Genomic DNA, 25778 nt, shown 5'->3' with positions numbered 1-25778 from the left:
CTGTTGGCGGCGCGCAGGGTGACGCTAATAGCGCTTAAATGCAAAGGCTGCGCATAGCCGCAATGTGTGTGACCAGGGAGCTGATATTACTCCTTGCAAATGGTCTATCGAGTTTTTGTATCAAGGATGTTCTGGGTAATGCGTTCCAGGGTTTTCTTCTTGTGCCGGTCGATGTTTTCAAGTTCGGCGTAATAGTCTGCTTCTGGCATGGGGGCACCCGTGAAAACTCGGGTTTGATCGATATTCAGGCGTTGCGCCAGTTGTTGAAGTTCCCGTTGCAGCAACCACCGTGCGTCAGTGTCATCGCTGCCCACGGTGTCCACCCACCGCTGCTGTTTCTCCTGAAGGGTTTCCAGATCCACGTAACGTTGCTCAAAAACAAGGTTGCCGGCTTTTATGTCCGCGCTGTATGCCGACTGGATGTGGTCACGCCAGATACCTTCCTCCAGCAGCTTTTTAGCCATGTATCCGTGTACGGTCTCCTTGTTGAGCACAATGTGATAAGCCTCCTCGATCTGCGCCGGGGATATTTTTGCAATCGCCCTGAATTGCATGTGCGACGGTTGCCATGGCAACTCAAGGCGCTGCGCCAGGTCCACTTGATAGATCAGCTTTACTTCCAGCTCGTCAGGTTCAAGCCTTGATATTTGCTCGGGTGACAACACGTGCTCGCTCACGGCTGACCGGTAAGCATGGTGTTGCAGGGCGACTTGAGTTTGGGCGATATCGTCCAGTTCAAGTAAACGCACTCGACCCTTCATGAGCGCGAGCAATCTGGTTTCTTTGTCACTGCCTTCGGCCAGTAATGCTTCGCGCAGCAAAAACTTGAACCCGAAGCGGCTGAAAATGGTCGAGGTACGATCAACGCATGTTTCGTTCTCAAGTGAGCTTGCGAACACTTCTTCTCGATACCCCGCGTCTTCTGCGGCGCATTCCAATACTTTCCAGACTTTCTCGGTCAACTGTTGGCGGTCGTGTTGAAAGTCAGCAGAAACCACGAGATCGCGAATGACCCTGAAGAAGTTTTCGGCGTTGGGCTCAGCTTCCAATGCCGTCCAGATAGCCGTTTTCAGGACCCGTTCGGACTCCGTCAGAGAGGGGTCGAGCCAGAGATTGACATGGTGGGTGGGTATGGGCGCGTGCACGCGTCGCTCCAGGGCCAGCCCCTGGCGGGTCCGGTGTGCGTTGATTGCATCCCAGGTCGAGTTATCAAAAGGATTATCGTGCAAGAAGGTGTTTCTTAGCCTTTGCACGGGTATCTGGAAATAACCTTGGGGCAGTGCCGTCAGGCTATTGTTGCGCAGATCCAGGTGCTTCAGAAACGGCAGGTGCTCAATGCCCTCCGGCCACTGTGTGAGCCCGGTGGCTCTCAAGTCCAGACGTGCCAGCTCGGTCATCTGTGTGAAATCAGGAAGGTTGCCGAGCGGGTTGCTGCTCAGGTTGAGCACCCTGAGTTTTTTCAGGGCTGACAATTTTTCTGCCGCTTCAGGCGTCAGCGTAATCCGGTTTTTCGACAGGTGAAGCTGTTTCAACTCCTGCAAGTTGAACAGTGATGCCGGGAGGGCCTCAAGGTGGGCCGATTCAAATTTCAGCTCCTGCAGATTCGGGAATTGGGCCAGGAACGGGTCAATGCTTTCGTGCAGATACATGTCGCTCATTTGCAGCGAAGTGACGTGACTGAAGTCGGCATTGAGGGCCGGTAACCTGGCCAGATTCAGGTTGGTGATATTGAGTCTGGCGCCAGGGAACTCGGTGCCCATGCCGGAGCTGCGCTGCCAGCATCTGATGATTTTGTTGGCGGCACGGGTCTTGTCGCGGATATGTACGGGACGGAGGTGGGACTCGTTGACCTGAACCATTTCCAGAGGTCCGTTTATCCACTCGGAAAGGGACTCTTTAAGCGCCTTGTACTCTTTGTTCAGGGCCTCCAGCCGGGCCAGCCCTGCGCGGCTGTAGAGGCTTTCAAGTTCCAGAAAGCGTTCTACAACCTCATTGGTATGCATGGGGAACATCTTGGATTTCAGATGCCTGACCCTTCTTGGACTGGCCCTGAAGCAGGTGAAAGGTGCACGGCCACAGCGTATGGCTTCTTGATCAATTACGGGGTACCGGATACGTCCTTTGGCCAACTGCAAGGGCGACTCCGTTTTAAGCGTCGTGGGTTTGAACCCCAGCACTTTACTCAGTGCCCGTCGATCCAACCCGGGGCGTTCGACCAGCGCCTCTTTCAGCGCCTGGCCTTGTCCTGTGTGGGGAAAGCCAAGCGCTGCGCGCTCTTGATCGGGCAGGGCGTGCAAGACCGAGGCGTAGATATCGTCCAGTCCATGCAACATGTGCTCGCTGGCGTTGTAGGTCAGGTAACGACTGCCGACTTTGACAAGGACTTTGCGAAGCGGTGCATTCCGAGGCCCAACCTCATCGAGCAAGGCACCTGACAACGTTTTGTCACGGACTTCGAGCCTGACCTCAGGCGACCAGCCAGGCATTTTTTCGAGGCTGTGCAGAATCAACTTTTGCGTATCGGGGTTGTTGTCGTAATCAAAGTAAAAGTCGTCACAGGCGTGGGCCAGCCGCACCTCTTCGACATACAGCCTGGCCTCTTCGGCCACGGGCAAAGGAATGCGCACGCCGTCTTCCAGCGCCCACCGCTCGGCAGAGGTGGTGGCGTCAACCAGCTCGGTGGCCACAGGCACGGGCAGCCCTGGCCAGGTGGTTATCAGTTTCATGACCAGAGGGTCTATGGAGCGGTTCGATCGGGCATACAGTGATCGAAACAGGTCATCACTCAGTTGCTCGGCCCGGTCAGCAATTTTTGTACTCAGTCGTTGGACCTTTTCTTCAATGCTGGCGGCAAGGCCATTACCTGTGAGGGCCCGCACCTCGTTGTCATCCAGTGACAGCAGTACGCTTTTCAACAGTTCACCACGGCGTATCTGACTGTCGAGTATTTGAATGACAGGCACTTTAGCGGGGCTCCCATTGCCATACTCAATGATGGTTTTGCCCTCGCTGTCCAGGCAACGCAAGGCTTTGGAGCGTGGCCATAAATCGACGTCAACCAGCACTTGAAGTTGCAGGAGCGGGTCGGCGGTGGTGTCGTGAGTCCGCATTTTCTGGATGAACTGCTCAAGGTGCTGTTTGAGTTTGAACCGTGTAATCCCGTCTTCAAGCAGGGCAGGCGGTGGCGCGAGGTCACGATAGGCCTGACGCAAAAGGGCGCTGTCGGTCTGGCTGGCGTGCATCAGGTACCGGGCCTGCTCGTCGCTCAGGTCGCTTAACGACGGATCAAGGCGGCGCACCAGCGTTGATTCGCTCCATTGAGAAAGCTCTTCTGCTTCATGGATCCAGGCCCCGTGACCGTTAGGGTCGATAGGCGGCGCATAGTGCTCGGGATCGGTGGGGTGTTGCAGACGCCAGGTGCCTTCGGCAGTTTTTTGCACCCGGTAGTTTTTGCCTTCCAGCGCCAGGTAAGATTTGCCCTCGTGGGTGTACAGCCCCTGGTTGTCGGGGCCTTCTGATGCACCTGGATCAATGTCGTGTTCAAAGGGGGTGAGGTCGGGCTTCCATAATTGTGTCTTGCCGCCAGGAAGCTCTATGACATCCATTTCTTCCACGAATGGAGACACTCGCACCGCAGCCGGCCTGGTAATTTCGGAGGCTACTTTGCCGGCGACGGCCACAAAGGCCAGATTCATCAGTACGTCTTTTGTATAGGACCAGGCGTGTTCTTTTTCATCCTGCTCCCAGGCTTCAATACCGTGATAGACCTCGGTCATCATTTGCGCGGCAAAAACCACCATCATCACTTCCCCAAGCCCCGGAACAAAAAGCGCTTCGACATTCAGAATATTCAGGGTGACGTCCAAGTAATGCTCGAGACGGTCAATCAACGTCAGGCGGTTTTTTTCGGCGGTGGGTACGGCCAAAAAACGGGCATCGTTAAACAGCTGCCCGGTTTTTTTTTGATAAAGATGCCGGAACAGATTGAGCGGTATCGGTTGATGCTGCATGTAAAGCGGATCGCGAGTTGAGTGCTGGAACCGGGCAGTCAGTCGTTTACTCAACTTCAACTTCTGGGATTGACTGGCCAGATGGACAAAGAATTGACGATAACTTTCAATTCCCATCTTTGACATCAGATCACTGTGCGCACTTCTGAGGTTGGGGTATTCCTTCAGGCCACTGACGGGGTCACCCGGTATATAGATGACACACCGGGAGTCCTGTTCAAGTGAGGGCGCGTGAAAAACAATAAGCGAGTGAAAGGCAATGTCATCGAGGCTCATTGACCCCACCGTGAGGGGGTTGCCATTGAACTGCACGCTGTCATGGCCCTTGCAGTAATCGATGAGTGTCCGGTGCGTGGTCGCAAGGATGTCTTTTTTCATGAGCGCAATATCAGCGTGAAGCATGAGTGTGTTGCGCTCGTGTTCGATAAAGCGTTGCTCCAGCAGATTTTTTTCAACGCTGCCTGGAGGGTTAAAAATACGCTGCAGATGCTGTTGGTAGCGGCCGCCGATATCAAGGTCGCGGCACAGTTTCGCAAAGGCTGTTGGTTCGATGGGAATGGAGTGTGGAGCCGGATCGCTGGAGTGTGTCGACTTGTAGTCCCATAGGTGGGAGCCCCAGGGAATACCGTGTGCTCTGGCCTGATTCCCCTCGAAGTTGTGCAAGGCTGCCTGCAACAGAGTATGTGTGTCGGTGCGTTCAATCTCATCGGTAAAACTATTGAGTGTGGTGAGGCTGATGACGTTTTTATTGACATCACAGGCCGTCCCAAACGCCTTGAGCAAGGCCTGTTCCAGAAGCGGCACTGCGAACCTATCGACCGTGCTGATCTGGTCCAGTGTGGAGTGCAGTGCTTGGAGTGATTGATGGTTAAGTGCCTGGGTGGCCTTGAGTGCCATGCGTTGTGAAAGGGGGGCGCCGGTGTACCACGTGGGCACGTCGAACGAGTGTTCATTCAGGCGTTTGATAAGGCGCTCGGGCAATAGCCCTAACGTATCGCTCGCCACGTTTTTTATAAAGTCGTGATGAATACCCAGCTCTTTTAAATCAAGAACCGGTGTGAAAGTGGTGGGGGGCGTTAAGTGGGAGGTGGGCATTAACTGACATCCTTGTAGTGACGAATAGACGGAGTCTAGGAAGGATGCAGGGCAGTAAAAAGTTTAAAGAATTGATGGCAGGGCGCCAAGTTAAGCGATTAATCAGGATCAAGTATTAATTATGTAGTGCTGTTGTTTGCCGGGTAAGTTATATGGCCCGGCCCTGTAAGTTATCAGCGACTGAAACCCACAGGGCGTGCTCAAGGTCGCGTTATCTAAAATTCATGCATCATTAAAAACGTGCAGGCTTTTGATTGATGAGCGTTGATCAATGGCACCAGCCGGCGGAAATGCTCACTTTGGCAATGGGCATCCAGAGCGGCCTGATCCGGCCATTGTTCGATAAAGACGAAATGGCCGGGGTCCTTGTGGTCCACGTACAGGTCATACGCGATGCACAGAGGTTCCTGACGGGTCTTCTCTACCAGTTCGGCGTACCACGGGCGAACGGTCTCCAGATGTTCAGGCTTGATGAAGTCTTCAGCGATCACTTTCAACATGGTGCTCTGTCCTTGTGGGCGTCAGGCCGCAGCGATGTCGTTTGGCTCGAAGCTATCGGCCCGTGCCATTTGCCACATGCGCGAATAGAACTCGCCATTAACCTCTCCTGTCAGCAGTTCGCCGGGCTTGAGGAACACATGCAGTTGCGAGAACAGCTTGATCTCGGTGGCTGACATGCGCCGCACCAAGTGCTTGGCATTGAGCTGGGCGGGGTGTTCCAGACCTGCTGCCGCGAGCATTTCGGCCAGGGCCTTGAGCGTGTTGCGGTGGAATTGAAAAACCCGCTGAGCCTTGTCCGGTACTACCAGGGCACGTTGGCGCAAGGTGTCCTGGGTCGCCACGCCAGTGGGGCACTTGTTGGTATGGCAGCTCTGCGACTGAATGCAGCCTACGGCGAACATGAAGCCTCGGGCCGAGTTTGCCCAGTCGGCACCAATGGCCAGCACGCTGGCGATATCGAAGGCGCTGACAATTTTGCCGCTGGCACCCAGCTTGATCTTGTCCCGCAGATTCAGGCCCACCAGCGTGTTGTGGACGAACAGCAAGCCTTCGCGCAGCGGAGCACCAATGTGGTCGGTGAACTCTACGGGGGCGGCGCCCGTACCGCCTTCCTTGCCATCGATAACGATAAAGTCCGGCAGGATTCCGGTTTCGAGCATGGCCTTGGCGATCCCCATGAACTCCCAGGGATGGCCCAGGCAAAACTTGAAGCCTACGGGTTTGCCGCCGGACAGCTCACGCAACTGCGCGATAAATTGCATCAGTTCGATCGGGGTCGAAAACGCGCTGTGGCGCGAAGGTGAGATGCAGTCTTCGCCCATGGGTACACCGCGTGTGTCGGCAATTTCCTGGGTCACTTTGTGTTTGGGCAAAATACCGCCATGGCCCGGTTTGGCGCCCTGGCTCATTTTAATTTCGATCATCCGAACTTGGGGGGTGCAGGCTTGGGCAGCAAAACGCTCAGGATCGAAACGCCCATCTGAGGTGCGACAGCCAAAGTATCCGCTGCCAAGTTCCCACGTCAGGTCACCACCGTTCTCACGGTGATAGGCACTGATGCTGCCTTCCCCCGTATCGTGGGCAAAGTTACCGAGCTTGGCACCCTGGTTCAGGGCCCGAATGGCGTTGGCACTCAGCGAGCCAAAGCTCATGGCCGAAATATTGAAGATCGACGCCGAGTACGGCTGGCTGCATTGCGGGCCGCCCACCACGATTCGAAAGCTGCCTGGATCGGTCAGCGGGGCCGGACGCATGGAGTGGCCGATAAACTCAAAGCCCGGCTGGTACACGTCAACCAATGTGCCGAAGGGTTTGTCGGCACTTTCATTTTTGGCGCGCGAATACACAAGCGAGCGTTGAGCACGTGAGAAGGGCAACGCGTCGCTGTCAGATTCCAGCAGGTATTGGCGAATTTCCGGGCGGATGGCTTCCACCAAATAGCGAATATTGCCCAGGATCGGGTAGTTGCGGCGTACGGCATGGGGGCTTTGCAGCAGGTCGAAAATCCCCAGCAGGCTTAACACCAGAGTGATGGCAGTAAAGGGCCATAACCACTCATGGTGCATAAACGGCAGGCTGGCGAGGGTGAACAAAACGCAACATGCAAAAAACGCATAACGGCTTAGCAGTGACAGGCTCATACGGTTTCCTGTTTCAGGCTGATCTGTTCCGTCAGGCAGTCGGCCTGAAGAGGTCGAGAACAGAAAAAGGACAATAGAACCCTCTCTTTGAGTTGGAGGTTTGCAGGGAGTGTTGGTCATGTAACACGCAAATGCCATCTCCTTGTCTGAATATTCATTGAACGGGATTTCCTTTGCGACAGCATCCCGACCAAAGTCGGGCGCTTCATACAGACGGCTCGGGTAAAAGTGCCATCTGTATATTTTCAGGCTCGCCGAGCCGTGTGATCCTGCGCGCACTTTTAGTCTTGCTGGCCGATAACCGTGACCTCTCCAGAACATTCCATCGCCGTAACGCCCAACATCATCCGTATAGCCGCTGCGATTTTGATCGGCCCCGATGGCCGAACCCTGCTGGTGCGTAAACGCGGCACCCAGGCCTTTATGCAGCCTGGGGGCAAAATCGAATCCGGTGAGCAACCGGTCAGTGCCCTGGCCCGAGAGCTGGAAGAAGAGCTGGCGTTGGTGATTGATCCGGCGAGCGCTACCTGGCTGGGGCATTTCGCAGCGCCTGCGGTCAATGAGCCAGGCTTTGAGGTGCAGGCCGAGTTGTTTCTGCTGCACATCAGTGGGCCCGTCACACCGGCCGCTGAAATTGAAGAAGTACAGTGGATCGATCCCGACGGGGATGGCGGCCTGGTGCTGGCGCCCTTGACCCGGGATCTGGTCTTGCCGTTTTATCGCCGTGCATTGCTGACAAGGACTGCCCCTTGATACCTGTTAATGATGTGCTGATTTTTGCGGCGGCCTGTCTGCTGATGGTCTTGACGCCGGGGCCGAACATGATCTATTTGATTTCCCGTTCGATCTGTCAGGGTCGAAAAGCCGGGGTCACGTCTTTGCTCGGCGTGGTGGCGGGCTTCTTTGTGCACATGTTTGCCGCCGCCGTGGGCCTTACTGCAGTGTTTTTGGCGGTGCCCATGGCCTATGAGACGCTGAAGTGGGCCGGTGCCCTGTACCTGTTATGGATGGCCTGGCAAGCGGTCAAACCCGGTGCCAGGTCTGCGTTTGAAGCGCAGGAGCTGGTGCCGGACTCATCGTCAAAACTGGTGTTGATGGGGTTTATGACCAGCGTCCTGAACCCAAAGGTGGCGATGTTTTATCTGTCGGTATTTCCGCAATTTATCAGCCCTGAACATGGCTCGATGTTTACCCAGAGCCTTGTGCTGGGCTTGACTCAAATCAGCGTCAGCTTCACGGTCAACCTGCTGATTGCGCTGTTTGCCAGCGGTATTGCCGTATGGTTTGTGCGCAACCCGCTGTGGCTGGCGGTGCAGCGTTATGTCATGGGCTGTGTGCTGGCTGCACTCGCGGTGAGGCTGATGCTGGAACAACGTAAAACCGTATGACCTGGATCTGTGATGGCTATAGAACTGCTTGAACCTTCAAACGCCAAGGCGTATCGCCAATTGATGCTTGAAGCTTATGCGCTGCACCCGCAGGCGTTTGTGTCTACCATTGCCCGCCGTGAGAAATTGCCGCTGAGCTGGTGGGAATCACAACTTGATGATGACTTGAACGCTCTGTTTGGTGCCTTTGTCGATTCCAGACTGGTGGGGATCGCAGGTCTGGCTTTCGAGCCTTGGGACGATGCCCGGCACAAGGCCACGTTATTTGGACTGTATGTTTCCCAGGCCTTTCGCGCACAAGGGCTGGGCGAAGACCTGGTACAGGCAGTGCTGTCATTGGCCGGGCAAGAGCCTGAAATCAAAGTGATTGAACTGACCGTTAGCGCCGACAGCTCTGCTGCGCTGGCGTTGTACAAACGCTGCGGATTTGAGCAGTCAGGGTTGGAAGAGTATGGGATTCGAGTGGGTGAGGCGTATTACGACCGGGTGCATATGCGCCGGTTGGTGAACGTCGAAGACATCTGATTTGGTTTTTTGGACGCGGCGGTGCGACTTGCTCGCGATAAAACCGCCGCGCTCTGGCCGGGTTAACGCACCGCGCTCACACCATCCAGCGTCGAGAACGATGTGTCCTTGGCCGTCAGCAAAAAGTCGCGCATGTACGGTGCATCCAGCATGTCGGCGCGGATCGCGGCGTACAACGTCGCAAACAACCCTTTCTCGCCCAGGCGTTTGGCCTTCACATACCCCCGAGAGCTGTATTCATGCAGCGCCCAGTGCGGCATACCACAGACACCTCGTCCACTGGCTACCAGCTGCATCATCATGACGGTCAGCTCCGAGGTGCGAACCTGTGCCGGTTCAACATCGGCCGGTTCCAGAAAGCGGGTAAAGATGTCGAGCCGATCGCGCTCCACCGGGTAGGTGATCAAAATTTCGCTGCTCAGATCGTCCGGCACGATAAACGGCTTGCTGGCCAGGGGGTGCTGGTTGGCCACGGCCAACATGGCTTCGTAGGTAAACAGCGGGACATAGGTCAGGCCGGCGATTTCTTGTGGGTCAGAAGTCACTACCAAATCCAGATCACCCCGGGCCAGTGCTGGCAACGGGGCAAAGGCAAAGCCGGATGCCAGATCCAGTTCGACCTCGGGCCACGCATCACGGAACTGATCGATAGTGGGCATCAGCCATTGGAAGCAGCTATGGCATTCAATCGCCATGTGCAGGCGCCCGGCTGTACCGCCGACCAAACGGGCGATATCACGCTCTGCGCCGCGCAGTAGCGGCAGCATGGCATCGGCCAGCTGCAGCAGGCGCAAGCCGCCGCTGGTGAAGCGGACCGGTTTGGTTTTGCGCACAAACAGGGGCATACCCATGCGCTCTTCAAGCTCTTTGAACTGGTGAGATAAAGCGGACTGAGTCAGGTGCAGGCGTTCTGCCGCTTCGACCAGGCTGTCTGACTCGCGTAACGCGTGCAGGGTTTTGAGGTGACGAATTTCCAGCACAATGGCTCCATGAGTAAATTTGATGATCAACACGAAAACGTTGAGTTTGTCTCATGTTGGGGCGGGTGTCGATAATAGTGCCATTACTTACACGAAGGAATGCCGTCATGGCCCTGGCCCACACTCTTGGTTTCCCCCGCATTGGCGCAGACCGCGAGCTGAAAAAAGCACTCGAAGCCTACTGGAAAGGCGATATCGATCAGGCCGCACTGCAAAGCGTTGGTCGCCAATTGCGAGCCGATCACTGGCAACTGCAAAAGGATGCAGGCATCGATTTGCTGCCTGTGGGTGACTTCGCCTGGTACGACCAGGTCCTGACCCATTCGCTGACCTTCGGTGTCATCCCGCAGCGTTTTGCCAGCACCCTGGACGAGCAGCACCGCCCGACGCTGGATACTCTGTTTGGCATGGCTCGCGGTGCTAGCCAGAGCTGCTGCGGCGGTGAGCACACTAAAGGCCAGTACGCTCAGGAACTGACTAAATGGTTTGATACCAACTATCACTACCTGGTGCCGGAATTCAGTCAGGACCAGCGCTTTGAGCTGAGCTGGAACCAACTGTTTGAAGAGACCGCCGAAGCACTGGCCCTGGGGCATACGGTCAAGCCCGTCATTATCGGCCCGCTGACCTACCTGTGGCTGGGCAAAGCCAAGGGCAACGAGTTCAACAAGCTCGACCTGCTGGAAAACCTGCTGCCGGTGTACGCGCAAATTCTTTCCAGCCTGGCCGAGCAGGGCGTGGAGTGGGTGCAGATCGACGAGCCGATCTTGTCCATCGACCTGCCGCAGGAATGGAAAAACGCCTTTGAACGGGCTTATCACATTCTTCAGTACTCGCCACTGAAGAAGCTGGTCGCCACCTATTTCAGCGGCCTGGAAGACAACCTAGGATTGGCCGTTAGCCTGCCGGTAGAAGGGTTGCACGTGGATCTGGTGCGCGCTCCCGACCAGTTGCATGCCATCCTGGATCGCTTGCCGACCTACAAAGTGCTGTCCCTGGGCCTGGTCAACGGTCGCAACGTTTGGCGCTGTGACCTGGAGAACGCCCTGGCCCAATTGCAAGAAGCTGAAGAGCGTTTTGGTGACAACCTGTGGGTGGCCGGTTCTTGCTCGCTGCTGCATAGCCCGGTAGATCTGGATCGCGAAACCAAACTGGATGCAGAGCTCAAGAGCTGGCTGGCCTTTGCCAAGCAAAAGTGCGCCGAAATCGCCGTGCTGCGCGATGCCCTGAATATCCCGCAAGACCCGAAGGTGCAAGAAGCCCTGGCCCAGAGCCGGCGCGTGCAACAAAGCCGGGCTAACTCGCCACGGATTCACAAGGCGGCAGTACAGGCTCGCATCGACGCGATTACCGATGCTGACAGTCAGCGTCAGTCGCCCTTCGCCACCCGTATTGAAGTGCAGCGCGCGCGGTTGAATTTACCTGCTTTTCCGACCACTACCATTGGCTCGTTCCCACAGACTGCTTCTATTCGTCTGGCGCGTCAGTCTTATAAGCAGGGCAAGCTGTCGATCAGTGAATACACCGACGCCATGCACAGCGAAATTCGCAACGCCGTGCAAACCCAGGAGAGTTTGGGGCTGGACGTGTTGGTGCATGGTGAAGCCGAGCGTAACGACATGGTGGAATACTTCGCCGAGCAGTTGGACGGTTACGTGTTCACCCAATACGGCTGGGTACAGAGCTATGGTTCACGCTGCGTCAAACCGGCAATTATCTTCGGTGATCTGAGCCGCCCGAAAGCCATGACCGTTGAGTGGATCACCTACGCTCAGGGCCTGACCCACAAGGTAATGAAGGGCATGCTGACTGGCCCGGTGACCATGTTGATGTGGTCATTCCCCCGCGAAGACGTGTCGCGCAAAGTCCAGGCGCAGCAGTTGGCACTGGCGATTCGCGATGAAGTGGTCGACCTGGAAAAATCCGGAATCAAGATCGTACAAATTGACGAGGCCGCATTCCGCGAAGGCTTGCCGTTACGCCGCGCACAATGGCAGGAGTACCTGGACTGGGCAGTCGAAGCGTTCCGTCTGTGCGCCTCAGGCGTGGGTGATGAAACCCAGATCCACACCCATATGTGCTACAGCGAATTCAATGACGTGATCAAGTCGATCGCCGAGATGGACGCCGACGTGATCACCATTGAAACCTCCCGTTCGGACATGCAATTGCTGGATGCCTTTGAAGCGTTCGACTACCCGAACGACATCGGCCCGGGTGTGTATGACATTCACTCGCCACGGGTGCCGGACACGGCTGAAATGGTCAAGTTGTTGAGCAAGGCAGCCCAGCGTATTCCAGCCGAGCGACTGTGGGTCAACCCGGATTGTGGTCTTAAGACCCGCGCCTGGGCCGAAACAGAAGCTGCACTGATCAACATGGTTGCAGCAGCACGGCAGTTGAGAGCGAGCGCGGTTCCAAGCTAAAAGAGCGAAAGCTACAAGAGCTACAAGCCACACGCGGTAAGACTTGGTCTTGCAGCGTGTGGCTTTTTTACTTTTAGCGTCTCAGGTCATCCCAAGAAGCATCGTCTTAGTGGCTAGGTAGTTTCTGATCAGTGGGCGTTGTCTCTGTCATTTCTTACAGTAGGCAACCCCCCCATCCAAGCGCGTAATCACTCTCAAGGGAGTCAGTCACTGACTCAAAGTCCTCGGTTTTCTGGCCACTGCCGTGGTGGATGTCTGGGGGTATTTCCTGTCAATGCGGGTGTAAACAGCTTGAGGTTATGGTCATGGCGAGCAAAGAAACTTCCGGACAATCTGAAACCACGCAAGCCACTGCCAGTTCGAGCGATGACCTGACGTCCTCTCTCACCGAAGAAGGCGAGCCGCCGATTGAAGTGATACCTGTAGGTGATGATCCGCCCATTGACGATAAGCCAGTGATCGGCGACGAACCACCGGTGGACCAAGAGTCCGAAGGGTATACCGCTGAGCGCGAAGCCTTGCGCGTACTTCACGAACGGATCACCGAGTTAGGTTTTGATTCCGTGTTCGAGCTGATGCGCGAGGGGCCCGCGCTGGTGCGGGCAAAAATCCTTAGCCGAACGCCGCAAGTCATGGACCCAGTGCAGGTGGATGAGCTGTTTGACCAGGCTCAGGCCCGCGCCGCCGGACTGACTCGGCTCTATGCCCAGTTGTGCGCGCGAAGCAACCCGGCGTTGCAGGCACTCACCAAACTGGAGCCGCCCGAAGACCCCAACGGGATACATCGCTCGATCGGCGGTAGCGGCAATTATGAGGCCTGGTTCAAGCAAACCAGCGCCACCGGGTTCGCCCATCCGGACTCGGTGGGTTCGTTGTTTTCCCCGGCCAGCTATCTGACGGATCTGTATCGCGCGGCCAAGCCCTTGCATCCGTCTACTAGCGGTCTGCAATTGAACCTGCGGCGCCCTGATCTGGCCCCGCTGCTGCTGAGCGACGCCAACCTGAACGAAGAAATCAGCACGCTGGCATTGACCCTGGAGGTGCTGGAAGCCGGGGTTACCGGAAATGTTGACGAGTTGCTGCGTACCTCGGTTTACCCAATGAACCTGCCTTATAACCATGCCAGCGAACAGATCCTGCAGGGGATGGCCGCCCGCAAAAGTAGCCCGGCTGAACTCTGGTCGGTGCTGGGGGATTTCGAAGGCCAGGCGCTGCGCCACGATGCCAATCTGAGCAGTTGGGCCACCAGGATGCCGGCGAACTATGCGCGGGATACGCTGGGGATGTCGCCCGAATTGCTCATCATACTGACTCAACCTTCCATGGCCGGTAACTACAACAATTTCGGGCCGTACTATGGTTTAGCACCCAACACGTTCATGTTTACCGAACAGGATTTGGGTAACGCTCTTAAGCTACCCACAGACACCATTTTGGCAGCGCTGGGAGCCGGGCCTTTCTATGATGCTTCAGACCGGTCTTCGACTTTACCGAGCATCGTCTCATCCCAGTTTTATGGTGCCTGCTACATAAACGGCTGGACCGGCAGTGGTGACACCCTCAAACCGCTTTACTGGTACATAGGTGCCGCACTGGGGCATCCGGTACCTAGCCCTGTGAATGACTCTACAGGAAGTAAGATGTTCAACCGCAGCAATGGTGCCTGGGAACGTTTAAACCGTGTCATACGTTTGCAGCGACATGTAAAGCAGCTGTCCTTCGAGGAACTGGACTGGCTGATCAGTCAGGCCTGCGCCGATATCAGCGTTTACCCCCTGACGCAGCAGTTGCAGGCACTGGCCGTCTATTTGCCGCTGCGCCAACGCTATGGCATGTCGGTCGACAGTTTTGCCGCCTGCCTCGGTTCACTCAACACCTTCCATAGTGCCGGCAAGCCTTCGTTTTACACCACGTTGTTTGGTGACAAAGACTTGATTGGTATGGCCAATATCGACTTTCAGCAAGCCACCCAGAACCCGCCTTCCCTGAGCGCACGGGCCCGACTGTGCCAAGGGCTGAAGATCGACGATGCCACGTTGATCGTGCTGGCCCAGTTTCTACCGACCATGGACACTAACAAGGTGCTGCCGGTGCTGGGACTGGAGCAGATTTCGGCGCTTTACCGGCTGGTGGCGATACCTCGGGTATTTGGCCTGAGCGTGGTTGAGGCTTTGCACTTCTGGGATGTGTTGGCCGACCCCGATGCCATTGTCCGGGCACTGGCCCAGCCACACCCCAACCAGGTCGCCCTCGGCGTGCTGATACGCACCGGCTATCTGGTGGACTGGATGCGCAACGCCAAGCTCGAGCCCCAGCAGCTCATGGCTCTGACCAGCCGTCGCTATCCGGTGCAGGCCACCCCCGAGCTACAGGTCTTTATCGAAAATATCTACAGCACCCTGAGCGGACGGGCAGTGGTCGAAGCCGCCTTGCAGGCGACAGAAGACGCGGTGCTGCGCACCCAACTGGCGCGTCATATCGGTGCCGAGTTCAACCTTAAGCCCAACATTGCCACGGCCGCCCTGGTCTGGGTCGACGCTGTGGCCGAAGAAATGACATCGACCCTGCAAGGCTACAACCTGCTGAGTTTCTGGGCTGACATCGAGCGTGTCGGCCTGGGGGTGGCCACGCTGGATGAACTGCCCCAAGCCGTGCAATACGCCTACCTGATGCGCCAGTTCGCCCAGGCCTGCCATTGGGCCCAGCTGGGCGAGCAGGACCTGGACGTGCTGCTGCCTGCAGGCGTGGGCAAACCTTCAGCGCTGACGGGCGAATTGAATGCCCCAGCCTTGACCCTGGAGCTGTTGCTGCTGTTGTCACGCTATCGTAAATGGCAACAGGTGTTGGTCGTCGAGGTGGCCGAGGCTCGAACATTCCTTCTGCGCGCGGCAGCGCAGGATCCAGCGCTGACACTGGAAGTGGCCGCGCAACAGCTCAGCGACCTGCACGGCTGGGACCTGACGCAAACCCTTGTGTTGATGAACGCCAGCGTGCCACGCAGTTTTGCGGCACTGCTGCCCCTGCTGCACACCATGCAATTAAGCCAGCGCCTTGGCGTGTCCCCGACGGACATGTCGTGGGTCGCCAAGTTGACTGGAACCGCCGTTGTTGATCAGGCCACGCTCACCGTGATCGCCGCCAAAATCATTGGCGCCGCACACGCCTAACCGGGAGAACCGCTATGAACGAGAAATTATTGGCCGGTCTTAACGAATCCCGGCGTGATGCTTTGGTGCCTTATTACCTTAAGCATGTAATCCCCCTTCGAGGTCTGGGCGCACTGGCGGCCAAGATCACGACTGCCGAGGATCTTTATGAATACCTGCTGCTCGATCCGAATGTGTCCGGGCAGATCAAAACCAGCCGCATTGCCGAAGCCGTGGCCAGTGCCCAGTTGTACTTGCACCGCTGCCGCGAACAGCTGGAACCGAATCTGGATCTGCCCGCGATGCAACAAGCCTCCAACGAGACCGGTTTTTTCAGTCGCTGGAACGCCTATAACAAACGTTATGCCTCCTGGGCTGGCTTGCAACGGCTGATGTATTACCCGGCCAGTTATATCGACCCTGAGTTGCGGTACAGCAAGACTCAATTATTTGAAGAACTGGAAACCGCCATCAACCAGGGGCGAATCACCGACGAGCGCGTGGAGCAGGCCTTCACCCAGTATGTGAGTGGCCTGCGCAAAGTGCTGGATATTCGTTATGACAGTGGTTATCAGGTCGAACCCGCAAGCAGTAAGGGGGAGGCGTATTTCCTGGGCAGTATTCCCGGTACACCCGGTGAATATTATTGGCGCCGTGTGGACAAGACCGATCATGGCACCAATGCCAAAGTGCGCAATATTGCGTCGTGGAGCCAATGGCTCAAGATTGATGCGCCGCTGCAGCCGATGCCTAACACCGTGCCGTCGATTGTGTACTTCGCCAATCGCTTGCATGTCGTGTGCGTGCATGAATATTCCGCCGGCGGCACGGCAACTGATAACGACGGGGTCACTGAAGCTCACGCAACGATGGTGCAGGAACTGCAGATTGCTACCCTCAAGCCCTCCGGGCAATGGAGCCTGCGCGCCTGGCCTTTAACCAATAATCCCTCTAAGGTTTTTGCGGCTGAATTACGGCGTGCTGCCCCTACGACGATTGAGCCGGAGTTGGGTGTGTTTGTTGAAACCCCTACGGGGATTAGTTTGTATCGCTTCAGCAAACTTTTACAGATGATCGATTCATCCGGGACCGCGCTGGCATTAAACTTTGTATATAAGAATGTTCTTTTTGGCGATTATTATGATATTCCCGTACGCCAGCCATTGAATTTTACTCCAGGCATTCCGGCTGCTGTTTTGTCTGCAACGAGTACGTATGTATATGACGTCTCGAATACATTCGATTCTTGGTATTTTGGGGGTGTAAAACTCACCAGTGCGGGGGGGGAATTAAGAATCGCGATAGATGCAAGAACTAGCCATAGAAATAAGATATTTAATGTTCGAATTTTAAAAGCAGGCGTGGTTTTTTATTCCCAGTCTTGTGCCATGGCTGAAGTAATGAATACATATGTCATGAACACTGCTTTATTGTTTGCGGATTTTGTAAGGGATCACTCATATGTTCTAGAAATTGCTCTTACAACGTATCACGCGATTATACCTGTGGAGAGGAGCGCTCCTGGCCAACCGGCCATAATAATCAACGATAACTCCTTGGCCCATTTATGGATTCCTACCGCCTTCGATAGCGCCGGCCGTACCCAAATGCTCTACACGAAGCCTGGCAACCATAAAGAATGGGTGCTCACCACACTGGCCGGACCTTTGCTGGAACAAAAAATGCTGGTGGGGGTAGATGCCCTGCTGTCGTGGGATGTGCAGCAGATGTTTATCGATCCGGCTGGGTACGAAGGCGCAACAATCAATCGCAAAATCAGTTTCGAGGGTGGGGTGGGTCTGTACACCTGGGAGCTGTTCTTCCACGCACCCTTCTTGATTGCCAATCGTCTGCTGGCTGAACAGCGCTTCGATGAGGCCGATCGCTGGTTCAGACGCCTGTTCGATCCGGCGGGTTATCGAAACGCTGCTGGCGTATTGCAAATGATCAGCGGTAAGCCGCGCTACTGCAATGTACGGCCGCTGCAAGAGGATTTGACGTGGGGCCCTTCTTCTCCGGTCGATACTGATGACCCGGACGTTATCGCCACTGCCGACCCCATGAACTACAAGCTGGCTGTGTTTTTGCGCGAGCTGGAGCTGTTGGCGGCACGTGGGGACCAGTTGTATCGCCAGCAAACCCGTGACAGTTTGAGCGAGGCCAAAATGTGGTACGTGCATGCCCTGCAATTGCTGGGTAAGCGTCCGGAACTGCCCTTGGCGCTGGCGTGGAATGCGCCGACGCTTGAGGCTGCCAGTAGCGCATCCAACCTGCGGCTACTGGAGCTGGAACAATGGGTGGAGGAGGAATCAGCGCTGCTGCCACCCGCTTCAACACGGCAGATCATGGTGGCTAATGGGCCGTTCCGGCCGCCGGTGGACAGTGCGGTGCTGGCTTACTGGGATCGTTTTGAGGGGCGGCTTTATAACCTGCGTCGTCATCTGTCCATCGACGGTCAGCCGTTGGCGTTGGAGTTGTTCGAGACCCCCGTGGATCCCAAAGCGCTGCAGCTGGCTCGTTTGGCTGGCGATGGCGCGGGTGGCATGCAGGCCGGGGGCGCCCCGGTTCTGTGGCCGCAACGCTTTATGGTGTTGCTGGAGCGTGCGCGCAATGCTGTGCAGCAGGTGATCCAGTTCGGCGCCAATCTGCAAGGCGTGCTGGAGCGACGCGATGCGGATGCATTAAACGTGTTGCAACAAACCCAGCAAGGCGGCTTGCTGGCCCTGATGGGCGAAGCCCATGGGGCCAATTTGGCCGCGTTGCGACACACACTGTCGGGCCTGCAAGGCACCCAGGCCGCGACCCTGGCGCGCCAGCAACATTACGACGTGCTGTTTTCGGAGAATATTTCCGCCAGTGAGCAGCGTGCGATGGACCTGCGCAGTGAGGCGGTGTTTCTTGAAACCACCTCTGGGGTGCTACGCCTCACCGCAGGTGGGCTTAATCTGCTGCCCAATGTCGCGGGCATGGCAGTCGGATGGGGTGAGGTCGGTGGCCTGGTCGATGCCTTTAGTGATGTGTTACGCCTGACGTCAAATGCGAAGCAGGGCGAAGCCGTCAAGCTGGACAGCTCCGAGCAGTACCGTCGCCGGCTTCAAGAGTGGGACTTGCAGCGTGATCAGGCACGGCGTGAGGGCGAGTTGATCACGACCCAGATCGCGGCGCTCAACGAACAAATCGCGATGGCTGAAAAACAACGCCAACAAACTGAAATGGAACAGGCCTACAACGATGCGGTGCTCGAAGTGCTGAACACCCGCTTCACCGGTCAGGCACTGTTCAATTGGCAGGCTGCGCGTATGTCCACTTTGTACTATCAACTCTACGATACGGTGTCTTCGCTGTGTACACAGGCCCAGAGCAGCTTGCGCTGGGAAACCCAGGACAATCGAAACTACCTGCGCCCAGGCAACTGGAGTGATCTGTATCAGGGGCTGCTGGCCGGCGAAAGCCAGTTATTGAGCTTGCAGCAAATGGAGGCGGCTTACTTGAGTTGGGATCAGCGTGCTTTGCAGGTGCGCAAAACAGCTTCGTTGCGCACCCTTGACCCGCAACTGATCGACACCATTCGCCAACTGGTGACGCCCGATAGCCTGGCTGTCGTGGACCGCATAAAAACCGAACTGCCCGTCGAGGCCGTTGTGGACAGCGACAACAATCTGGTCGTGACCTTCAAGCTGCAGAGCCTGAGGATTCTGGACGACTATCCAGCGAGCCTTAACCTTGGGAGCCGCCGTTTGATCAAGAGCCTGAGCATTTCGTTGCCGGCGCTGTTGGGGCCTTACGAAAACGTGCAGGCGGTGTTGCGCTACAACAGCGCGCATCAGTTGGCCAGTGGCTGCAGCGCAGTGGCGTTGTCCCATGGTCTGGATGACAGCGGGCAGTTCATGCTGGACTTCAACGATGGTCAGTACCTGCCCTTTGAAGGGTTGCCAGTCGACCAAGGAGAGTTTTCACTGGTGTTCCCACATGCCCGAGGCGGCCAGCAGGCAATGTTGCTCAGTTTGAACGACATTATTCTGCATGTGAGTTACACGATCCGTTGAGCGTACGCAGTGTGGAGCAGTGTAGAGACTCTGTGTGGGAGCGAGCAGGCTCGTTCCCACATGGGGCAGTCAGTGCAAGCGCACCCATACACTGACCAGTACCGTGGCGGCCATCAGCCAGGCCACTGCGGCCAGTGCCAATGAGGCCTCAAGCCGCATGCGGTCCACCAGCACATAGAGGGTTGCCAGGTAGACGAAGTAAGGAATGATCGACCACATGCCAAAGACAATGGTGGTTTTAAGGTCGTCCACCGAGCGGCCTTTACCGACGATGTAATGCGCAATCAGGGCAAAGGTCGGGAACAACGGGACCAAACCCGCGATGTAGTAATTTTTGGTCTTGGCCAGCATCGCGAGAATGTTCACGACGCCAGCGCCCAAAGCCGCTTTGAGAATCAAATCCATCAGTGAGCGATCCCGTATTTTTTGACTTTGTCGAACAGGGTGGTCTTGGCCATGCCCAGCTCCAGGCTGGCTTGGGTCAGGTTGCCGCCGCTGCGTTGCAACGCGTCATTGAGCAGGTTGCGCTCGAACGCCTCAACCGCCTCGGAAAACCCCAGCCCCTGTGCCGCGCTGCCTCCGGACTTTTTAAAGGCCGGCAGGCCCAGGGCGAAACGCTCGGCCACGTTGCGCAGTTCACGCACGTTGCCCGGCCAGTCATGGCTCATCAGGCTGGACACGGTCTGGTTGTCCAGTTCAGGGGCGGCTCGGTCGAAACGCAGGGACGATTGCTGCAAGAAGTACTCGAACAACTGCAGGATATCTTCGCGGCGCTCGCGCAGGGGCGGCAGTTCAAGGGTGACGACGTTCAGGCGGTAATACAGGTCGCTACGGAACTGGCTGGCCTTGCTCAGTTGATCGAGGTCGGACTTGGTGGCCGCGATTACACGGCAATCCACGTCGATGCTCTGGTTGGAGCCCAGGCGCTCCAGGGTGCGTTCCTGCAATACCCGCAGCAGCTTGATTTGCAGGTTGATCGGCATGCTCTCGACTTCGTCGAGAAACAGTGTGCCGCCATCGGCGTGTTCGATTTTGCCAATGCGGCGTTTGCCTGCACCGGTGAAGGCGTTGGCTTCGTGGCCGAAAATCTCGCTTTCAAACAGGTTTTCCGGCAAACCGCCGCAGTTAAGTGCCACAAACTGCTGGGGATGGCGTCGGCTGAAGTCGTGCAGACATCGGGCGACCAACTCTTTGCCTGTGCCCGTTTCGCCTTCAATCAATACGTTCGCTGAGGTATCGGCGACGTTGGCAATCAATTCACGCAACTGCTGCATGGCAGGTGAGCGCCCGATGATCCGCCCTTCGAGGGAGTCGCGTTCGGCCAGCTGGCGACGCAGCGACCAGACTTCCCGGGCCAGGCTACGTTGTTCCAGCGCACGGCGGGCCACATCCACCAGCCGCTCGGGGGAAAAGGGTTTTTCCATAAAGTCATAGGCGCCGTCGCGCATGGCGCCCACCGCCATGGAAATATCGCCATGGCCTGTGATGAGTACCACCGGCAGGCTGCGGTCGCGGGCCTTGAGACGCTTGAGCAATTCCAGGCCATCGATCCCGGGCAAGCGAATGTCACTGATGACGATGCCGGGGAAGTTGTCGCCTACCAACGCCAGCGCCTGCTCGGCACTGCTGACGCCTTCGCTGCGAATGTCTTCGAGTGCCAGTGCCTGTTGGCATCCGAGCAGGACGTGGGGATCGTCTTCAACGATCAGGACGGTCAGGTCGTTATTCATATCGGCTCGGCCTTGGCGGGTTGCACCAGCGGTAAAAGAAGGACAAATGCGACACCACCACTGACCGGGAACTCGACGCTGAGGTTGCCGCCAGCGGCTGCGGCCAGGCTGGCTGACAGGGTCAAGCCCAGGCCCAGGCCCTGTTCGCCGGGTTTGGTGGTGAAGAACGGTTCGAAGAGATGTTTGCGGGCTTCGGGGTCGATCCCGGGGCCGTTATCGCGGACTCGAAGGCGATATTTGCTGTCATTGAACTCGCCCTCCAGCCAAAGCTGTGGCGATGCTGTGTGACCCTGCATGGCGTCCAGTGCGTTACCGATCAGGTTGACCAGAATTTGTTCCAGTCGGGTCTGGTCAATCTTCAGTGCCACATCATTGAGCTCTCGATGAAGCTGCACGCCGGATTCTTCCATGCGGCTGGCGAGCAGCTGCAGGGCCGCGTCGACAGCCTTGCCCAGGCTGGCCTGGCCCTGGTCATCGCCACGGCGTGCAAACGAACGCAGGTTGGCGGTGATGCGGCCCATGCGATCGACCAGGTTGTTGATGGTGCTCAAATTGTCGGCGGCGACCTTGAGGTCTCCGCGCTCAAGAAAGCGCACGGTATTGCCTGACAGTGTGCGCAATGCTGCAAGGGGCTGATTCAGTTCATGGGCAATGCTGGTGGACATCTGCCCGATGGCCGCCAGTTTACCTGCCTGTACCAGTTCATCCTGGGCCCGGCGCAAGGTGTCTTCAGCCTGGCGTCGTTCTCGGATCTGGCCTTTGAGCCGTTCGTTGCTGGCCCGCAAGTGGGTGGTGCGCTCGGTAATCTTGCGTTCCAGCTGGTTGTTGGCTTCTTGCAGGGCTTCGCGAGCCGCCAGCCGGGTGGCTATCACTTTGCGCCGTTCATTCCAGGCAATCAGTAGAAACGCCAGCAAGGCAAAGGCAACAGCAACCAACGTCCCCTGATTAGCGGCTTCACGGCGCAGATCTTGTAATGGCGAGAGCAGGGTGATGTCCCAGGGCGTGTCATTAAGCTTGCGGGTTTGCGCCAGATAGCTGACTTCCTGTTGGTCGGTAACGACCTGATTGTTATTGGCAAAGGTGACTTTTTCTACCCCGGTCGCCAGGTTTTCGCGCTCCAGAGGTTCCAGTTCATTAAGCGGCCACCAGTAGTATTGAAGGCTGCGTGCCAGTCGCTCCTTGGTTTCGGGGCTGAGCGGGCGGATTGATTTAAGGCGTCTGGTAGGATCGCTGGACAGAATGATGATGCCGTTCTCGTCGCTCACATAGGCTTCGAGGCGAGCGCGTTGCCAGCGTTCTTCAAGGGCTTCGAGGCGGACCTTGATCACGGCGACGCCAATGATCTTGCCTTGTTCTTCGAGGCCGTGAGCCAGGTAGTAGCCCGGTTCACCCGAGGTGCTGCCAATCCCGTAGAAACGCCCCGGCTGGCCGCGCACAGCGTCCTGGAAGTAGGCGCGAAATGACAGGTCTTCACCCAGATAGCTGTCGGTATCACGCCAGTTACTGGTAGCCATCACGCGGCCAGTAGTGTCGAGCACATAGATCGCCCGGCTGCGGCTGCGGCGGTTAAGGCCTTCAAGGTACTGATTGACGGTGACCCGGTTCTGCACGCTCGGATCAGCCAGCAAGCGGGAAACACTGGATTCCAGTTCCAGCAGGCTGGGCAGGTAGGTGTATTTGCCCAGTTCGCTTTCAACGGTACGGGCGTGGAGCTCAAGCTGGCGTTCGCCGGTTTCGCTCAGCGTGCGAATACCGAAGTGTTCACTGATGCGATAGCCCGCGTAACCCAGGCCGATCGTCATCAGGATGATCAGCAACGGCAGCAGGAAATGGCGGAGTAGACGAGGTTTCACGGCAAGTGAGGGCGGAGCACCGCGATAAAGAGTGGGGTCGCATTTCATCACAGATGCCTTGGGTCAACCACTGCGCAAAGGGGGTTGCGAGACCCGTAGTCGCTGCCGCAGGCTGCGAAGAATACCCTGTGGTATCCAGAAAACGGGGGCTGTGGCCCCCTTCGCAGCCTTCGGCAGCGACTACAGGTATTTGGTTTGCACCAAATTTAGTGCTGCAGGATCTTGGCGAGGAAGTGCTGGGCACGCTCGGAGCGGGCAGATACATCGCCGAAGAACTCTTCTTTTTCGCAGTCTTCGACGATTTTGCCTTGGTCCATAAAGATCACACGGTCGGCTACCTTGCGTGCAAAACCCATTTCGTGGGTTACACACATCATGGTCATGCCTTCGTTGGCCAGTTGCACCATCACGTCGAGTACTTCGTTAACCATTTCCGGGTCGAGCGCCGAGGTCGGTTCGTCAAACAGCATGACGATCGGATCCATGGCCAAGGCTCGGGCAATGGCCACACGCTGTTGCTGACCACCGGACAACTGGCCTGGGTGTTTATGGGCATGGGCCGACAGACCGACTCGCTCCAGCAGTTCGAGGCCTTTTTTAGTGGCTTCGGCCTTGCTGCGACCCAGCACCTTGACCTGAGCAATGGTCAGGTTTTCGGTGATGGTCATGTGCGGGAACAGTTCGAAATGCTGGAACACCATGCCAACCCGCGAACGCAGTTTTGGCAGGTTGGTCTTCGGGTCGGCAATGGATGTGCCGTCAACGCTAATGTCGCCTTTCTGGAACGGTTCAAGGGCATTGACGCATTTGATCAGGGTCGACTTGCCCGAGCCGGACGGGCCGCATACCACGACCACTTCGCCCTTTTTGACTTCGGTACTGCAATCGGTCAGTACCTGGAAGTCCCCGTACCACTTGTTGATGTTCTTGATCGAGATCATACGGCAAACCTTTTTTGCAGACGCTTGACCAGCAGCGAGGCGGAAAAGCTGATGATGAAATACACCAGACCGGCGAAGATCAGGAACTCATTGGAGCGGCCGATAATGTCGCCACTGGAGCGCGAGGCATTGAGGAAGTCCACCAGGCCGACGGTATAGACCAGTGAGGTGTCCTGGAACAGGATAATGCTCTGTTGCAGCAGCAATGGAGTCATTTTGCGAAAGGCCTGTGGCAGGATGATCAGGCGCATGGCCTGGCCGTAACTCATGCCCAGTGCTTTGGCTGCACCCATCTGGCCTTTGGGAATGGCCTGTACGCCAGCTCGCACGATTTCGCAGAAGTAGGCAGCTTCGAACATGACGAAGGCCACCAGGCACGACTCAAAAGCGCCGATCGGGGTGTCTTTGCCAGTGATCCAGCGCAGCACGAAAGGCACGGCCAGATAGAACCAGGTGATCACCAGCAGTAGCGGGATCGAGCGGAAGTAGTTCACGTAAGCGCCGGCCAGGTTGGCCATCCACTTGCTTGACGACAAACGCATCAATGCCAGTACTGTGCCCAGGGCCACACCACCGACGACGCCCATGACCATGAGCTTCAAGGTCATGATCATGCCGTTCCACAGGCCTGGCAGGGCAGGGACGATGCCGCTGAAGTCGAAGAAGTCCATTATTTACCCCCCAGAGACATCAGGCCGGGCACCGCTACTTTCTTCTCGATCATGCGCATCAGCAACATCAGGCTCATGTTCAGGGTGAAGTAGATCAAGGTTGCCAGGGTGAAGGCTTCAAACAGGTTGGCGGAAAATTCGGCGGTCTGTTTGGTTTGTGCCAGCAGTTCCATCAAGCCGATCAACGAGGCCACGGAGGAGTTCTTGAACACGTTCAGGAACTCGGAGGTGAGCGGTGGAATGATGATCCGGTAGGCTTGCGGCAGCAGCACGTTCCAGTAGATTTGCGACATGCTGAAGCCCATGGCCCGAGCGGCAGCTTCCTGGCCTCGGGGCAGCGCCTCGATACCGGTACGCACCTGCTCGCAAACCCGTGCGGCGGTAAACAGGCCCAGGCACACGACAACGCTCAGGTAGGCCGAGGTAGTCGGGTTGAGGTCTTGTTTGTACCACTCCTGCAAATCAGGTGGCAGCAGATCGGGTACCAGGAAGTACCAGATAAACAGTTGCACCAGCAGTGGAACGTTGCGGAAGATTTCCACGTAAACGGTGGCGATGCCCGCGATGAAACGGTTCGGCAGTGTGCGCATGACGCCCAGCAGCGAACCCAGGATCAAGGCGACAATCCAGGCGACGACAGCGATTGCGATGGTCCAGCCCAATCCGGAAATAAACCAGTCGAGATACGTCTCGCTGCCTACGCCGGTGGACTTGAAGAATACGGTCCAGTCCCAGTTGTAATTCATGCAGGGTCTCCCCTCAGATGGGTCTATAAACAAGCACTTGCTTCAGGGAATCCGTTCTCACCCGACAGTGTCGTCGGGCA

16 protein-coding genes are annotated in these 25778 nt (G+C 56.8%); 6 read left to right on the top strand and 10 right to left on the bottom strand.

Going from position 1 to position 25778, the window contains the following annotated elements; genetic code table 11:
• Positions 1 to 104: 104 nt before the first annotated feature.
• The 3 genes from TU76_RS03740 to TU76_RS03730 all read right to left on the bottom strand — a co-directional run bounded on the left by TU76_RS03740 (position 105) and on the right by TU76_RS03730 (position 7246).
• Positions 105 to 5105 carry a dermonecrotic toxin domain-containing protein gene (locus TU76_RS03740; protein ID WP_048351100.1) on the bottom strand — a complete coding sequence of 1667 codons (5001 nt, stop codon included), beginning with the start codon at positions 5103 to 5105 and terminating at the stop codon, positions 105 to 107.
• A 215-nt stretch (positions 5106 to 5320) separates the two neighbouring features.
• Positions 5321 to 5605, bottom strand: a complete 285-nt coding sequence (locus TU76_RS03735) for a putative quinol monooxygenase (protein ID WP_019823587.1) — start codon at positions 5603 to 5605, stop codon at positions 5321 to 5323.
• Positions 5606 to 5626: 21 nt separating this feature from the next.
• The gene (locus tag TU76_RS03730; RefSeq protein WP_019823586.1) at positions 5627 to 7246 is read right to left on the bottom strand and encodes an FMN-binding glutamate synthase family protein; all 1620 of its coding nucleotides are present in this window, start codon (positions 7244 to 7246) and stop codon (positions 5627 to 5629) included.
• 303 nt (positions 7247 to 7549) lie between these two features.
• Between TU76_RS03730 and TU76_RS03725 the strand changes: the two genes are divergently transcribed.
• The 3 genes from TU76_RS03725 to TU76_RS03715 are packed head-to-tail and all read left to right on the top strand — an operon-like array spanning position 7550 to position 9159.
• Positions 7550 to 7999 (top strand): NUDIX hydrolase, encoded by a 450-nt coding sequence (locus tag TU76_RS03725; protein WP_019823584.1) that lies wholly within the window; start codon positions 7550 to 7552, stop codon positions 7997 to 7999.
• Positions 7996 to 8634: a LysE family translocator gene (locus TU76_RS03720; protein ID WP_046808780.1), complete on the top strand. Its 639-nt coding sequence runs from the start codon at positions 7996 to 7998 to the stop codon at positions 8632 to 8634. Before TU76_RS03725 ends, TU76_RS03720 begins: the two co-directional genes overlap by 4 nt.
• A gap of 12 nt (positions 8635 to 8646) precedes the next feature.
• On the top strand, positions 8647 to 9159 hold the full coding sequence (locus TU76_RS03715) for a GNAT family N-acetyltransferase (RefSeq protein ID WP_046808781.1): 513 nt from the start codon (positions 8647 to 8649) through the stop codon (positions 9157 to 9159).
• 62 nt (positions 9160 to 9221) lie between these two features.
• On the opposite strand, the gene metR is transcribed toward TU76_RS03715, so the two are convergent.
• Positions 9222 to 10139, bottom strand: a complete 918-nt coding sequence (gene metR, locus TU76_RS03710) for a transcriptional regulator MetR (RefSeq protein WP_019823578.1) — start codon at positions 10137 to 10139, stop codon at positions 9222 to 9224.
• Positions 10140 to 10246: 107 nt separating this feature from the next.
• Between metR and metE the strand changes: the two genes are divergently transcribed.
• The 3 genes from metE to TU76_RS03695 all read left to right on the top strand — a co-directional run bounded on the left by metE (position 10247) and on the right by TU76_RS03695 (position 19757).
• The gene (gene metE, locus TU76_RS03705; RefSeq protein ID WP_019823576.1) at positions 10247 to 12565 is read left to right on the top strand and encodes a 5-methyltetrahydropteroyltriglutamate--homocysteine S-methyltransferase; all 2319 of its coding nucleotides are present in this window, start codon (positions 10247 to 10249) and stop codon (positions 12563 to 12565) included.
• A 305-nt stretch (positions 12566 to 12870) separates the two neighbouring features.
• A complete protein-coding gene (locus TU76_RS03700; protein WP_048351099.1) occupies positions 12871 to 15732 on the top strand; it encodes a Tc toxin subunit A in 2862 nt (953 codons plus the stop codon).
• A 14-nt stretch (positions 15733 to 15746) separates the two neighbouring features.
• On the top strand, positions 15747 to 19757 hold the full coding sequence (locus TU76_RS03695) for a Tc toxin subunit A-related protein (protein WP_048654668.1): 4011 nt from the start codon (positions 15747 to 15749) through the stop codon (positions 19755 to 19757).
• Positions 19758 to 19826: 69 nt separating this feature from the next.
• On the opposite strand, the gene TU76_RS03690 is transcribed toward TU76_RS03695, so the two are convergent.
• The 6 genes from TU76_RS03690 to TU76_RS03665 all read right to left on the bottom strand — a co-directional run bounded on the left by TU76_RS03690 (position 19827) and on the right by TU76_RS03665 (position 25698).
• Positions 19827 to 20153, bottom strand: coding sequence for a GlpM family protein (locus tag TU76_RS03690; protein ID WP_193388247.1), 327 nt, complete (start codon positions 20151 to 20153; stop codon positions 19827 to 19829).
• Positions 20154 to 20161: 8 nt separating this feature from the next.
• Positions 20162 to 21487: a two-component response regulator AauR gene (gene aauR / locus TU76_RS03685; RefSeq protein WP_019823570.1), complete on the bottom strand. Its 1326-nt coding sequence runs from the start codon at positions 21485 to 21487 to the stop codon at positions 20162 to 20164.
• Positions 21484 to 23388, bottom strand: coding sequence for a two-component sensor histidine kinase AauS (gene aauS, locus TU76_RS03680; RefSeq protein ID WP_048351097.1), 1905 nt, complete (start codon positions 23386 to 23388; stop codon positions 21484 to 21486). The genes aauR and aauS overlap by 4 nt, the downstream gene beginning before the upstream one ends.
• 158 nt (positions 23389 to 23546) lie before the next feature.
• The gene (locus TU76_RS03675; protein WP_048351096.1) at positions 23547 to 24281 is read right to left on the bottom strand and encodes an amino acid ABC transporter ATP-binding protein; all 735 of its coding nucleotides are present in this window, start codon (positions 24279 to 24281) and stop codon (positions 23547 to 23549) included.
• Positions 24278 to 24952: an amino acid ABC transporter permease gene (locus tag TU76_RS03670; protein ID WP_019823564.1), complete on the bottom strand. Its 675-nt coding sequence runs from the start codon at positions 24950 to 24952 to the stop codon at positions 24278 to 24280. Before TU76_RS03670 ends, TU76_RS03675 begins: the two co-directional genes overlap by 4 nt.
• On the bottom strand, positions 24952 to 25698 hold the full coding sequence (locus TU76_RS03665; RefSeq protein WP_019823562.1) for an amino acid ABC transporter permease: 747 nt from the start codon (positions 25696 to 25698) through the stop codon (positions 24952 to 24954). The genes TU76_RS03670 and TU76_RS03665 overlap by 1 nt, the downstream gene beginning before the upstream one ends.
• Between the last annotated feature and the right edge of the window lie 80 nt (positions 25699 to 25778).

The organism is Pseudomonas psychrophila (assembly GCF_001043005.1).
In the GTDB taxonomy this organism is placed as follows: domain Bacteria; phylum Pseudomonadota; class Gammaproteobacteria; order Pseudomonadales; family Pseudomonadaceae; genus Aquipseudomonas; species Aquipseudomonas psychrophila.
Note: the sequence above shows the minus strand (reverse complement) of the source record. Positions and strands in the feature narration are given on the sequence as shown.

Coding starts and splice junctions, on each gene's coding strand:
- TU76_RS03740 (WP_048351100.1), bottom strand. CDS start 5,105: ATGCCCACCTCCCACTTAACGCCCCCCACCACTTTCACACCGGTTCTT.
- TU76_RS03735 (WP_019823587.1), bottom strand. CDS start 5,605: ATGTTGAAAGTGATCGCTGAAGACTTCATCAAGCCTGAACATCTGGAG.
- TU76_RS03730 (WP_019823586.1), bottom strand. CDS start 7,246: ATGAGCCTGTCACTGCTAAGCCGTTATGCGTTTTTTGCATGTTGCGTT.
- TU76_RS03715 (WP_046808781.1), top strand. CDS start 8,647: ATGGCTATAGAACTGCTTGAACCTTCAAACGCCAAGGCGTATCGCCAA.
- metE (WP_019823576.1), top strand. CDS start 10,247: ATGGCCCTGGCCCACACTCTTGGTTTCCCCCGCATTGGCGCAGACCGC.
- TU76_RS03700 (WP_048351099.1), top strand. CDS start 12,871: ATGGCGAGCAAAGAAACTTCCGGACAATCTGAAACCACGCAAGCCACT.
- TU76_RS03695 (WP_048654668.1), top strand. CDS start 15,747: ATGAACGAGAAATTATTGGCCGGTCTTAACGAATCCCGGCGTGATGCT.
- aauR (WP_019823570.1), bottom strand. CDS start 21,487: ATGAATAACGACCTGACCGTCCTGATCGTTGAAGACGATCCCCACGTC.
- aauS (WP_048351097.1), bottom strand. CDS start 23,388: ATGAAATGCGACCCCACTCTTTATCGCGGTGCTCCGCCCTCACTTGCC.
- TU76_RS03675 (WP_048351096.1), bottom strand. CDS start 24,281: ATGATCTCGATCAAGAACATCAACAAGTGGTACGGGGACTTCCAGGTA.
- TU76_RS03670 (WP_019823564.1), bottom strand. CDS start 24,952: ATGGACTTCTTCGACTTCAGCGGCATCGTCCCTGCCCTGCCAGGCCTG.
- TU76_RS03665 (WP_019823562.1), bottom strand. CDS start 25,698: ATGAATTACAACTGGGACTGGACCGTATTCTTCAAGTCCACCGGCGTA.